This window comes from Streptosporangium sp. NPDC049644 (genome assembly GCF_040675205.1).
GTDB classification, from domain to species: Bacteria; Actinomycetota; Actinomycetes; order Streptosporangiales; family Streptosporangiaceae; genus Streptosporangium; species Streptosporangium fukuiense.
The window spans coordinates 14,861-27,074 of the sequence record NZ_JBFAOJ010000116.1; the positions used below are offsets into that span (position 1 = coordinate 14,861).

Sequence of the window (12,214 nt, forward strand, 5' to 3'; positions counted from 1 at the left end):
CGACTCTGCCCCTGGTATCAGTAACATAAGGGGACGAATTTGATCCAGTGGTTTACCTACTGAACCACTTGCTTAGTGTAGCAAGGGCCAAACCGCCTCAGGAGACGCCATGACAGTCAACGATGGCCAAGGCGACATCGTTCTTGATATCCGGAACCTGCGTACCCGGATCGAAACCTTGAGAGGCGTCGTCCATCCCGTCAACGACGTCTCCTTGCAGTGCTTCCGTGGTCGCACTCTCGCGGTGGTCGGCGAGTCTGGATCCGGAAAAAGCATGACATTTCTATCCGTACTTGGGCTACTGCCCCCCGGTGGGTCGATCGAGTCCGGGACGGTGAGCTACCTCGGCCAGGAGTACACCCTTGAGGGTAAGAGCCGGTTGAGCCACTTGCGCGGCAAGTCGATCGGGATGATCTTCCAGGACGCCCTGGCCGGTCTCAATCCCTCCTTCACCATCGGGCAGCAGATCGGTGACGTGGTGCGCCACCACGAGAAGACCTCCCGGGCCGAGGCCAGGCGGCGGGCGATCGAGACCCTCGGGCTGGTCGGCATCCCGAACCCCCGCGAGCGCGTCGACTACTATCCGCACCAGCTCTCCGGAGGAATGCGCCAGCGAGTGATGATCGCGATGGGGGTCGCGCTCCGGCCCCAGGTGCTCGTCGCCGACGAGCCGACCACGGCGCTCGACGTCACGGTCCAGGCCCAGATCATGGAGTTGCTGGACGGGCTCCGCCGGGAGCTCGGCATGTCGCTCGTGATCATCACACACGACCTCGGCGTCGTCGCGCGCTACGCCGAGGAGGTCGCGGTGATGTACGGGGGCCGCGTCGTCGAGCACGGCAGTGTCCGTCAGGTGCTCAAGAACACGGTCCACCCGTACACCGAGGCGCTGCTCCGGTCCAGCCCCCGGCCCGACGCCCACGTCGCGGAGCTCGACCCGATCCCCGGCCAGCCCCCGAACCTGCTGGCCGTCCCCACCGGCTGCAGCTTCCACCCGCGCTGTCACCGCCGCGACGACCGCGAGCTCTGCGCCACCGACATCCCGCGCCTGCGCGCGCTGACCCCGACCAGCCAGTTGACCGCCTGCCATCGCGCCGAGGAGATGGCACTGCAGGATGTGAGTGTGTGATGGCCGCTGAGATCGCGGAGTTCGCGGACAGCCCGGGTCCCTTCGTCGCCGGACCCGACGCCGTTCTCCGGGTGGAGAGGCTCTCCAAGCACTTCGGGAAGAAGAAGCGGTTCGGCGGCTCGTCCAACATGGTCAGGGCGGTGGACGAGGTCTCCTTCGACCTCGCCCGCGGCGAGACGCTCGGCCTCGTCGGCGAGTCCGGGTGTGGCAAGACGACGCTGAGCCGGATGATCCTGCGGCTGATCGAGCCCACCGGCGGCCGGGTGCTCCTGGACGGCGAGGACGTCACCAAGCTGGCGGGGCGCAGGCTCCGCGAGTTCCACCAGCGGGTCCAGGTGGTCTTCCAGGACCCGTACGCGTCGTTGGACCCGCGCCAGCGGGTGGCGGCCAGCGTCGCCGAACCGCTCACCAACTCCAGCATGTCCAAGCAGGAGAAGCTCGACACGGTGCACGGGATGCTGGAGCGGATGGGTCTCCAGCGTGCCCAGGCCAAGCTGTTCCCGCACCAGTTCTCCGGCGGTCAGCGCCAGCGCATCGGCATCGCCCGCGCGCTCTCGGTCACCCCCCAGGTGCTGCTCCTCGACGAACCGGTGTCGGCGCTGGACGTCTCGATCCAGGCGCAGGTCCTCAAACTCCTGCAGGACCTGCGTGAGGAGTACGGCCTCAGCTACATCCTCATCTCGCACGACCTCTCCGTCGTGCGGCACGTGAGCGACCGGGTCATGGTGATGTACCTGGGACGGATCGTGGAGATCGCCGCCAAGGACGACATCTACACCTCGCCGCACCACCCGTACACCGCCTCGCTGCTGTCGGCGGCGCCGGTGCCCGACCCCGACGTGGAGCGTTCCCGCGAGCGCATCCAGCTGCCCGGTGACCCGCCGAACCCGGCGAACCCTCCCTCGGGATGCACCTTCCACCAGCGCTGCTTCCACGCCGAACTGCTCGCCCAGAAGCTCCCCGCCGGCGAGGTCCACGAGCTGGACGGCGGGCGCAAGGTCCCTCGTACCTGCGTCCAGCAGGCACCGGCCCTGACCCTCAAGGCCGACGACGAGCACTGGTCGGCCTGCCACTTCCCGCTGGAGCGGGAGCAGGCCGCGACGATCATCGCCTGAGTCTCCGTTCCTGAACACGCCCGCGCTTCCGATCGGTGAGCCTCTCCCGGTCGGGGGTGTCGGCGTGCCCTGGGGCCGCCGCCGGCGGCCCTCCCGGGATACAAGAAGTTAACCGCCGACCCGTTGACAGTGCCGCTGTCGACCCGTTGAATGAACCGCAGATTCACTCAGTGAACCGCCACCACCATGGGAAGTCATGAACGCACAACAGCCAGCACGCAGCAGGGTCGTCATCATCGGTGGCGGCATCGTCGGGACAAGTGTCGCCTTTCACCTGGCCAAACTGGGTCTGACCGATGTCGTCCTGCTTGAGCAGGGCAGCCTGTCGTGTGGCACCACGTGGCACGCCGCCGGGCTGGTGGGCCAGCTGCGCGCGACGAACGAGATGACCAAGCTGATCAAGTACTCCACCGAGCTCTACGCGACGCTGGAGGAGGAGACCGGGCTCGGCACCGGCTGGAAGCAGTCGGGCAGCCTCTCGGTCGCCCGCTCGCCCGAACGGATGACCTCGCTGAAGCGGACCGCGGCGACCGCGCAGGCGTTCGGCGTCGAGGCGCACGTGATCAGCCCCGCCGAGGCCGGCGAGAAGTGGCCCATGATGCGGACCGACGACCTGGTCGGCGCGGTCTGGCTGCCCGGGGACGGCAAGGCCAACCCCACCGACATGACGCAGGCCCTCGCCCGCGGCGCCCGCAACCGGGGCGCGAAGGTGCTGGAGAACACCAAGGTCATCGGGATCGACGTGGTCGACGGCCGGGTCACCGGGGTGCGCACCGAGGCCGGCACGATCGAGTGCGAGATCCTCGTCAACTGCGCCGGCCAGTGGGCGGCACAGGTCGGGGCGATGGCCGGGACAACCGTCCCGTTGCACTCGGTCGAGCACTTCTACGTGGTCACCGAATGGATGGAGGGCATCACCAGCGATCTGCCGGTGATGCGCGACCAGGACGGCTACATCTACTTCAAGGAAGAGGTCGGCGGCCTGGTGATGGGCGGGTTCGAACCCGACGCCAAGCCGTGGGTCGGCCCGCACGACATCCCCGACCCGTTCGTCTTCCAGCTGCTCGACGAGGACTGGGAGCAGTTCGCCGTCCTGATGGAGAACGCGATCATCCGCGTCCCCGCGCTGGAGACCACCGGGATCAAGAAGTTCTACAACGGGCCGGAGAGCTTCACCCCCGACAACAACTTCATCATGGGGCAGACCCCCGAGATCCCCAACATGTACGTGCTGGCCGGGTTCAACTCCACCGGAATCGCCTCGGCGGGCGGCGCGGGCCTGGCCCTGGCCGAGTGGATCATCGAAGGCGAGTGCACCCGCGACCTCTGGCCGGTCGACGTACGGCGGTTCGCGAAGTTCAACGGCAACGAGACCTGGCTGCGGGAGCGGACCAAGGAGACGCTGGGCCTGCACTACGCGATCCCCTGGCCCAACCGCGAACCGGAGACCGGCCGGCCGCTGCGCCGTTCCCCCGTCCACCACCTGCTGGAGGCCGCGGGCGCGGTCATGGGCAGCAGGATGGGCTGGGAGCGGCCGAACTGGTTCGCCCCCGAGGGGGTGTCCAAGGAGGTGGAGTACTCCTTCGGTCACCAGAACTGGCGCCCGCAGGTCAACGCGGAGGTCGAGGGGACCCGCAACGGGGTGGCCCTGCTCGACCAGACGGCGTTCTCGAAGTTCCTCATCAAGGGGCCCGACGCCGAGGAGACGCTCCAGTACCTGTGCACCGCCAACATGGCGGTCAAGCCGGGCACCACCGTCTACACCGGCATCCTCAACGACCGCGGCGGCTACGAGTCCGACGTGACGATCACCAGGCTCGCCCGCGACGAGTACCTGCTGGTGACCGGCTCGGCGCAGACCACCCGTGACCACCACTTCATCACCGTGAACCTGCCCGCGGGCTGCCGGACCCAGGTCGTCGACGTGACCTCGTCGTACGCGGTGCTCGGAATCATGGGACCGAAGTCTCGCGAACTGCTCAACCGGCTCACCAAGGCGGACCTGTCGAGCGAGCGGTTCCCCTTCTACACCAGCCAGGAGATCGAGCTGGGGCCGGTGCCCTGCCGCGCCACCCGGGTCAGCTACGTCGGTGAGCTGGGCTGGGAGCTCTACATCCCCACCGAGTACACGGTGACCGCCTACGAACACCTCACCGACGCCGGTGCGGACCTGGGCCTCCTGCCGATCGGCCACTACGCGATCGACGCGATGCGCATCGAGAAGGGCTACCGGGCCTGGGGCCGCGAGCTCACGCCCGACCGGACGCCGGTCGAGGCCGGCATGTCGTTCGCGTGCAAGCTCAACACCGACATCGCGTTCCGCGGGCGTGAGGCCGTCGAGAAGCAGAAGCAGCACGGCGTCACCAGCCGCATGGTGTCGGTGACCGTCGACGACGCCGGAACGGCGCTGTGGGGAGGCGAGCTCATCCTCCGCAACGGCGAGCCGGCCGGGTTCGTCAGCTCGGCGGCCTTCGGGCCGACGCTGGGCAAGGGCGTGGGGCTGGCGTACATCGAACGCGAGCACGACCTCGTCGACGCCGAGTACATCAACGCGGGGACCTACCAGCTGAACGTGGCCGGGGACATCCTCGAGGCGAACGTGAGCCTGCGCGCCCCGTTCGACCCGGCCGGTTCGAGGCTGAAGGCATGAGCCAGGAAGAGACGCACATGGAAAGCGGCAAGAAGTCCATCGTCATCACGCTGTCGTGCACCGACCGGCCCGGCATCGTGCACGCCGTCATCGACTTCTTCTTCCGGCGCGACTGCGACATCGCGGAGAGCCAGCAGTTCGGCGACCCGGACTCGGGACTGTTCTTCATGCGGGTCCACCTGCGGACCGGTCCGGCCACGCCGTCGGTCGCGGAGTTGGAGAACGAGTTCGGTCCGGTGGCCGAACGGTTCCAGATGCACTACAGACTCCACGACCTCGGCGTCAAGCCGCGGCTGCTGCTCATGGTCTCCAAGTTCGACCACTGCCTCAACGACCTGCTGTACCGCTGGCGGTCCGGGCAGTTGCCGGTCGAGATTCCGGCCATCGTGTCGAACCACCCCGACCTCGCGCCGCTCGCCGAATGGCACGGGATCCCGTTCCACCACGTGCCGGTCACCAAGGAGACCAAGCCCGCCGCCGAGCAGCGGCTGCTCGAACTGGTCGAGGAGAACCAGGTCGACCTGGTGGTGCTGGCCCGGTACATGCAGATCCTCTCCGAGGACCTGTGCAAGGAACTGGACGGGAGGGCGATCAACATCCACCACTCGTTCCTGCCGAGCTTCAAGGGGGCCAACCCCTACGGCCAGGCGCACGAGCGCGGTGTCAAGCTGGTCGGCGCGACCGCGCACTACGTGACCTCGGACCTCGACGAGGGCCCGATCATCGAGCAGGACGTCGCCCGGGTCGACCACTCGGCGTCGGTGGAGGACCTGGTCGCGCTGGGCAGGGAGACCGAGTGCCGCACCCTGGCCAGGGCCGTCCAGTGGCATGTGCAGCAGCGGGTGCTGCTCAACGGTCACCGTACGGTCGTCTTCACCTGACCGTCGCCGGAGTGCGCCGGGGCCCGGTCGGCGAAACCCAGGTCGGGGTCCCAGCGTAGGGAGACGTGGCCGCCGGGAGTGCGGACGCTCAGCCGTCCGCCGGACCGGGTGACCTCGGGGTCGGCGGTGCCGGGCACGATCAGGGTGAGTACCGACTCGGCGGGCGGGGACAGGACCGTCGTCGCCTCGGCCTGCCTGAGGTGGCCGAGGGCGATCGTCTCGGTCCGCACGGTCTGCCCGCCGAGCGGCCGGCCCGAGGGCGTCGCGAGTTGGAGCAGCGTCACCCGCCACTCCCCGTCGGCCAGGACCACCCGGCCGTCACGGTTGGCGACCACCGTGAGCGAGGGGGCGAAGTGCCACAGGTTGCGCAGCGCCGACCCCGCCGGGACCGAGTCCAGCACGGCCATCAGGTCGGCGCCGTGGCCGACCAGGACCGACCGCGTACGGCTGACGCCGTACGCGGTGTCGGTGAACCGGTAGCACTGCCGCGCCGGGGTGACGGACGAGCCCACCAGGCGCGTCGCCGTCCCCTCGCGGAGGTCCGCGCCCACCACGACGGGCACGTTGTGCGCCTCGGGGGAGATCGTCCACCTCCGGTAGGCGGTCCGCTCGTAGGAGTGGAAACCCGCCTCCACCAGGATGTCCCGGCCGTGGGCGTGGTAGGTGACGCCCAGATGGTCCTCATGGCCGTGCAGCCGGCGGCCGGCACCGAACCTGATCGAGTAAAAGGCCGACTCCGGGTCGTCCCACGCCGTCCTGCCGAAGACGTAACCGTCGTCGAACACCCGCACGGTGTCCTCCCCGTGCCGGAAACCGCTCGGGCGCGTGTCGGCAGGGCTGTCGCCGATCGGCACCAGGCGGCCGTCGGGCTGGGTGGCATGGCTGACATAGGTCTCCAGCGAGTCGCGCCGCGCGACGAGCCCCGCGGGGACCTCGGCCCCGGACGCCCTGATCGCCTCGATCGCGACGCCCAGCCGCCGGTGGACGTAGATTCCGTACCGCGGAGCCTGCTCGTGCAGCACGCCCTGCGCGTCGATGGCGAGTTCCGCCGAGTCGGTCATCCGCCGGACGGCCAGGTCCTTCCACCGCTCCTGGCCGAGACGGCAGCCGACCGTCAGCAGCGCGATGTCCTGGTCCAGGCCGTGGTTGTGACCCCGCCGGTAGAGCGCGGGATCGGACAGGATCTCGGCGTGCTCGACCAGGCTCTCCGACAGCCAGTCGTCGCGCACGTGCGCGCTGAGGCAGACCAGGACCGGGGCGCGTAGCGCGACCGGGTGCTCGGCCCAGGCCCAGGGACTGACGCCGGCCGCGCCGCGGGGATTGGCGCGCGCCCAGTCCTCGGCGATCCGGGTGGCGCGGTCGAGGTACTCCGCCTCGCCGGAGCGCTCGTACTCGGCGATCAGCCCGCCCACCCACCGCAGCGCGTGCAGGTTCAGCGTCCAGGAGCGGTTCCGGTGCGGGTCGGTCCGCCAGTCGATGTCGGTGCCCAGGTCGACGGGGGGCAGGCCGACGAGCCTGACCAGGCCCGCCATGACCTCGGACACCTTGATCGCGGGAAACCGGTCGGCGGGGCAGACGACCGGTCCTTCACTCGTCGCGAGCGAGGGCGCCTCGGGACGATTCCTGATCAGGTCGAGCGCCGTACGGGCATGCCAAAACAAGCGATTGCTCCAAACAGTGTCTCGGGCGGCCTACCCGCGCACCCGCGAAGGGGCGGCGAGGGCGAACGGGTCGTCAGCGTGCGGGGGCAGGTCCCCCGGGTGGGCTAGGGAAGTTCGGGAACGGCGGGCCGGTCATCGGTCCAGCCCGCCTCCAGGACCAGCTCGACCTGGTCGCCCTTGACCCCCGGCGGGCCGGTGACCGTGGAGGAGAGCACCTGGGAGCTGTCCGGATCGATGATCAGTGTCCGCCGCACGGCCGCGCCGTTCCGCGCCCCGGGAGGCTGAACGGTGAAGGAGAACCCGGCTCCGGCCCGGCCCCGCTCGTCCGTGGCGCTGCCCAGATACCGGATGTTCGGCAGCTCGGCCAGTGCGCGGTAGGCGGCCGCGCGCACGTCCGGCGGCGACGGCTTGCTCCACAGCAGGCCGCTGAGCGCGTCCGCGACGACACCGTCGACGGTGCCGGCCGGAACGTCGCTCACCGCCTCGGTGACCCACTCCTTCAGCGCGGCGGGGGCGACCGGGAGCCTCTGGAGCTGCTCGAAGGTCATCTCGTGCCCGGCCATGCTGAAGGGCACCTTGCCGGCGATGGCCCTGAGCTCGCCCTTCTCCGGCGAGGTGGAGAGCACCTCTCCCTGGCTCGACCATTCGGTGGGGGAACCGTCGCGACGCCAGGCCTCCTCGTCGGCCGCGCTTCCCGGGCGCGCCCCCAGCGCCCGGGAGGCGGACCAGACCCGGCCGTCCCTGGCGACCCACTGCTCGGTGAGCCGTGACTCCACCACCCAGTAACGGTTCGCCCCCCTGCCCAGCCGCTCCGGGTACGTCCGCCGGTGCAGTTTCCTGACGCGCCAGTAGGCGTTCGCCGCCGCGGGGTCCGACTCGGCGGTGGTCGCCGCCGCGAGCAGGACCGACCGCCCGGAGATCGTCGCGACCCGGTTCGGCGCCCCCGCCTCCCCGGTCATGCCGGGAACCGCGACCGCGACCGCCACCGCCACGGCGGCGGCCGCGAGGCCGGCCACGGCCGCGGTCCATGACAGCCGCCACCGTCGCCTCCTGGGCTCGTCGGTCAGCAACCCGCGCACCCTGGCCTTGAGGAGCGGATCGAGCCGCGGCTCGCCGTACAGCTCGCGGACCGTCTTCAGCTCATCCACGATCGGCCTCCTCGGACTCCAGCATCGGGTTGGTCTCGCCCAGCGTGGCGCGTAGCTTCCTCCTGGCCCGGTTCAGCCGTGACCCGACAGTCCCGTACGGGATGCCCAAGGCGGTGGCGACCTCCTCGTGGCTCAGCCCGGCCAGGGCGACGAGGAGCAGGACGTCGCGATCCCGCTGGTGTAGTCCGGCCAGGGCCGCCGCGAGACTCGGCCGCAGGCTTTCCGCGCTGACCCGCACGGCGACGTGCTCCTCGTGCCCCGGGGTGTCCGGGTCGGGGCCGTGGCGCCCGAGCGCGCGCAACGTTCGCACCTCGACGCGGCGGTGCCTGCCGATGAGGTTGGTGGCGATGCCGTACAGCCAGGCCCGCACGCCGGCCCGCGACGGGTCGTACTGCGCCCGCTTGCGGAACGCGGTGAGGAACGTCTCCGCGACGATGTCCTCCGCGGCGTCGGCGCCGAGCCGCTGGGCGACGTAGCGGTGGATCTCGCCGAAGTAGGTGTCGAAGATCGCGCTGAACCGCTCGGACTCGGCGAGGGAGAGCCGGACGACGTGGGCGTCCTCCGCCGGATGGGCGGCCCAGGACATCGCGGTCACGATGGTCTTCCCGTCATGTGCAATCCTTCGAACGCGAACGGCGGTCCCTCTCTATCGCCCGATCCGCCGATTCGCTTTCACGGTCGCGGAGCCCGCCTACCGCGCCGCCGGAACACGGCGCCGGTGAACGTCCCCGGCCGGTCCGCTCCCGGCGCCCGCCGTGGGCCTCCTTTCCGGACTCCTCTCCGGTGTCCACGTGTCGCGCCCGGCGCGGTGAACCCCGCGGGCCGGGCGCCGGATCCGCGTCGCGGTGCGCGGGGCAGGAGGTCCGCCGGACAGCGGAGCGACGATAGGCCATGAGGAGGACGACGCGCGCCGCGTCGTCGCCTAGCGTTCCCGGCCTCGCCCCGCCGGTCCAGGCGCGGGCCGGAACGCAAGGGAAGATCTCATGCCGTCGCTCTCCAATCCACTCGGCTTCCGCAGATGGGCCGCGGGGGTGTGCCTCATCGTCGCGCCGCTCCTCTACATCGCGGGCGCCGTCGTCGACCCGGCCCTGCGGCAGGGCGGTGACACCACCGGCGTCTACGGCAGGTATCCGGAACAGGTCTCGGTCAGCGCCTCGCTGCTGCACTGGAGCTGGGTGCTGATGATCCCGGGAATCATCGGGATGATCCACCTCATCCGGCACCGGGGAGTCGTCTTCGGCCATCTCGCCGGTGGTCTCGCGCTGCTCGGCGTGGTGAACTTCTCCGGGCTGATGCTCGGGGACTTCTTCTACTCCCGGCTCGAACGCGCCCTGCCGCCCGCCCAGGGCGAGATGCTCGCCGAGCAGGCGTTCGCCGATCCCGGTGCCACCTTCGGGTTCCAGATCCCGGGCTTCCTCGGGCTGCTCGGCCTGTTCCTGCTCGGACTGGCCCTGGCCTACGCCGGCCACGGGCCGTGGTGGGCGCCCTTCGCGATCATCGCGGGCGTCTTCGGAACCCTGGTCTTCCCGATCGGCACGGCCGTGGGCGGCCTGCTCTACCTGGCCGGTTCCGGTGTGATCGGGCTGCGGATGCTGCGGATGACCGACGCGGAGTGGGCCGGGCGGGAAGCGGGTCAGCCGGTCGCCGCCGGGGTGCCCAGCGGGAACCGGGCGACCACCCGGTAACCGCCGCCGGGGACGGGACCGGCGGACAGCTCGCCGCCGTGCAACGCGGCCCGCTCGCGCATCCCGATCAGACCGTGCCCGCCAGGGCGCCGCCCGTCCGAGCGGCGCCCGCCTCCTGTGCCGTCGTCGGTGATCTCCACATCCAGCCCGGTCAGGCCGTGCGCGATGACGACGTCGGCACTGGCGGCGGGGGAGTGCTTCAGCACGTTGGTCAGAGCCTCCTGGATCACCCGGTAGACGGAGAGCGCGAGTCCCGGCGGCAGGGCACGCGGCTCGCCGGTGATCCGGAGGCGGACGTCCAACCCGGCCTCTCTGACCTGCGCGACCAGCTCGTCCAGCCGCTCCAGGCCCGGCTGGGAGACGCCGGGGTCCGGATCGCCGGTCCTGCGGAGCACCCCCAGCATGAGCTGGAGCTCCTCGACCGCCTCGCGGCCGGCCTTCTCGACCCCGAGCAGCATGTCGCGCTCCCGCCTGTGCTCCTCGCCGAGCCGCATCCGCACCCCGCCGGTGTGCAGGGTCATCACGCTCACGTTGTGCGAGACGATGTCGTGGAGCTCCCTGGCGATCCGGGCCCGTTCCTCCGCCACCGCCTGCCGGGCCCGCTCCTCGCGCTCCACTTCAAGGCGGATGGCGCGTTCCGCCAGCCGCAACGTCCGGTCGATCTGGCGACGCAGCAGGATGCCGCTCCCGTACGCCACCCCCATGAAGACGGCGCTGATCATGAATTCGGCGATGTCGTTGCGCTGGAACGTCTGCAGGCCGGCGTACGCCACCAGTACGCACGCCAGCCCCGTGAGCCCGCGACGGCTCCGCAGCTCCGCGGCGCTGGCCACGGTGTGGACCAGGATGAGCGTCGAGTAGAAGTGCCAGGCGGCGTAGTAGCCGTCGCCCGCCACCGCCCGCACGGCCAGGCCGATCGAGATCAGCGCGAGGAGCAGGGCGGTGGGGAACCTGCGCCGGAGCAGCAGCAGCGTCCCGGCGACGACCGCCCCCACCGCCAGCGGCACCGGATCGCTGATCTGGCCGGGCTGGGAGCCCTGGCGGCCGAAGGACTCGACGAGGCCGGTGATCACCACGGCGAGGGAGAGAAGGAGATCCAGCCAGGTCGGCCGCCAGTCGCCGAGCGGTCTCCTCAGCACGACCGGTCCCGCTGTCCGGGGCGCACGACCCCGGCCTCGTAGGCGAACACGACGGCCTGGATCCGGTCGCGCAGGCCGAGCTTGTGCAGCACCCGGGCGACGTGGGTCCTGATGGTCGCGTTGCCCACCTGGAGCCTCCTGGCGATTTCGGGGTTGGACAGCCCCCGGGCGAGCAGACGCAACACCTCCAGCTCACGCGAGGTGAGCGTGGCCAGCTCGGGTGGTGCGACCGGCCTGTGGTGCGCGGTGAACGAGGCGATCACCCGCATGGCGGCCGCCGGGTCGATGAGCGCGTCGCCGGCCGCCGCCACCCGTACCGCCTCGATGAGCTGCTCGGGGGGCGAGGTCTTGAGCAGGAAGCCGTTCACTCCGGCGCGGAGCGAGGCGTGCAGGTTCTCGTCGGTGTCGAAGGTGGTCAGCATGACGATCCTGGGCGGATGCGGGTCCGAGAGCAGTCGCCGGGCGGCGCCCAGGCCGTCCAGCCGGGGCATCGCGATGTCCATCAGCAGCACGTCCGGCCGCAGTCGCCGGGTCACCGAGAGGGCTTCCAGCCCGTCGACGGCCTCCCCGACGACCTCGATGTCCGCGGCGCTCTCCGCGACGAACCGCAGCCCGGTGCGGATCATGGCCTGGTCGTCCGCGATGACCAGCCTGATCCTCGCGAGACCGTCCGTCCTACCAGGCATGCGTAGCAGGTTACCGAGATCGACCGCCTGCGGACCACCCCGGCCGAGGTGCCGTGGCCGACCGGCCGTCCGCCGTGTGGCGGAGCGGGGGTCCGTCGGGTGGCGGGGCCCCCCGCCGCC

Annotated in this window: 10 protein-coding genes; 5 read left to right on the top strand and 5 right to left on the bottom strand. The window is 70.6% G+C overall.

The window, feature by feature from the left end:
• Positions 1–109: 109 nt before the first annotated feature.
• The 4 genes from AB0J58_RS38715 (at position 110) to purU (ending at position 5,775) form a co-directional block, all read left to right on the top strand.
• Positions 110–1,129: an ABC transporter ATP-binding protein gene (locus tag AB0J58_RS38715; protein ID WP_364225283.1), complete on the top strand. Its 1,020-nt coding sequence runs from the start codon at positions 110–112 to the stop codon at positions 1,127–1,129.
• The gene (locus tag AB0J58_RS38720) at positions 1,129–2,244 is read left to right on the top strand and encodes an oligopeptide/dipeptide ABC transporter ATP-binding protein (protein ID WP_364225286.1); all 1,116 of its coding nucleotides are present in this window, start codon (positions 1,129–1,131) and stop codon (positions 2,242–2,244) included. Before AB0J58_RS38715 ends, AB0J58_RS38720 begins: the two co-directional genes overlap by 1 nt.
• 196 nt (positions 2,245–2,440) lie before the next feature.
• Positions 2,441–4,894 carry an FAD-dependent oxidoreductase gene (locus tag AB0J58_RS38725; protein WP_364225289.1) on the top strand — a complete coding sequence of 818 codons (2,454 nt, stop codon included), beginning with the start codon at positions 2,441–2,443 and terminating at the stop codon, positions 4,892–4,894.
• Entirely contained in the window at positions 4,891–5,775 is an 885-nt protein-coding gene (gene purU / locus AB0J58_RS38730) for a formyltetrahydrofolate deformylase (RefSeq protein ID WP_364225292.1), read from the top strand. The genes AB0J58_RS38725 and purU overlap by 4 nt, the downstream gene beginning before the upstream one ends.
• On the opposite strand, the gene AB0J58_RS38735 is transcribed toward purU, so the two are convergent.
• From AB0J58_RS38735 to AB0J58_RS38745, 3 genes are all read right to left on the bottom strand, one after another.
• Positions 5,751–7,436, bottom strand: coding sequence for a heparinase II/III family protein (locus AB0J58_RS38735; RefSeq protein ID WP_364225295.1), 1,686 nt, complete (start codon positions 7,434–7,436; stop codon positions 5,751–5,753). The two genes, purU and AB0J58_RS38735, sit on opposite strands and share 25 nt — an antisense overlap.
• 104 nt (positions 7,437–7,540) lie before the next feature.
• Positions 7,541–8,584 (bottom strand): CU044_5270 family protein, encoded by a 1,044-nt coding sequence (locus tag AB0J58_RS38740; RefSeq protein ID WP_364225298.1) that lies wholly within the window; start codon positions 8,582–8,584, stop codon positions 7,541–7,543.
• Positions 8,577–9,170: an RNA polymerase sigma factor gene (locus AB0J58_RS38745; protein ID WP_343964670.1), complete on the bottom strand. Its 594-nt coding sequence runs from the start codon at positions 9,168–9,170 to the stop codon at positions 8,577–8,579. Before AB0J58_RS38745 ends, AB0J58_RS38740 begins: the two co-directional genes overlap by 8 nt.
• A 397-nt stretch (positions 9,171–9,567) precedes the next feature.
• On the opposite strand from AB0J58_RS38745, the gene AB0J58_RS38750 reads away from it, so the two are divergent.
• Positions 9,568–10,269, top strand: coding sequence for a hypothetical protein (locus AB0J58_RS38750; protein WP_364225300.1), 702 nt, complete (start codon positions 9,568–9,570; stop codon positions 10,267–10,269).
• Here the strand turns inward: AB0J58_RS38750 and AB0J58_RS38755 are convergent.
• Together AB0J58_RS38755 and AB0J58_RS38760 are read right to left on the bottom strand one after the other, a co-directional pair.
• The gene (locus tag AB0J58_RS38755; protein ID WP_364225303.1) at positions 10,218–11,408 is read right to left on the bottom strand and encodes a histidine kinase; all 1,191 of its coding nucleotides are present in this window, start codon (positions 11,406–11,408) and stop codon (positions 10,218–10,220) included. The genes AB0J58_RS38750 and AB0J58_RS38755 overlap by 52 nt on opposite strands.
• A complete protein-coding gene (locus AB0J58_RS38760; RefSeq protein WP_364225306.1) occupies positions 11,402–12,094 on the bottom strand; it encodes a response regulator transcription factor in 693 nt (230 codons plus the stop codon). Before AB0J58_RS38760 ends, AB0J58_RS38755 begins: the two co-directional genes overlap by 7 nt.
• Positions 12,095–12,214: the final 120 nt, after the last annotated feature.

What these genes read in the sequence shown, in the direction of transcription:
- AB0J58_RS38715 (WP_364225283.1), top strand. Translation starts at nt 110, where the DNA reads ATGACAGTCAACGATGGCCAAGGCGACATCGTTCTTGATATCCGGAAC.
- AB0J58_RS38720 (WP_364225286.1), top strand. Translation starts at nt 1,129, where the DNA reads ATGGCCGCTGAGATCGCGGAGTTCGCGGACAGCCCGGGTCCCTTCGTC.
- AB0J58_RS38725 (WP_364225289.1), top strand. Translation starts at nt 2,441, where the DNA reads ATGAACGCACAACAGCCAGCACGCAGCAGGGTCGTCATCATCGGTGGC.
- purU (WP_364225292.1), top strand. Translation starts at nt 4,891, where the DNA reads ATGAGCCAGGAAGAGACGCACATGGAAAGCGGCAAGAAGTCCATCGTC.
- AB0J58_RS38745 (WP_343964670.1), bottom strand. Translation starts at nt 9,170, where the DNA reads ATGTCCTGGGCCGCCCATCCGGCGGAGGACGCCCACGTCGTCCGGCTC.
- AB0J58_RS38750 (WP_364225300.1), top strand. Translation starts at nt 9,568, where the DNA reads ATGCCGTCGCTCTCCAATCCACTCGGCTTCCGCAGATGGGCCGCGGGG.
- AB0J58_RS38760 (WP_364225306.1), bottom strand. Translation starts at nt 12,094, where the DNA reads ATGCCTGGTAGGACGGACGGTCTCGCGAGGATCAGGCTGGTCATCGCG.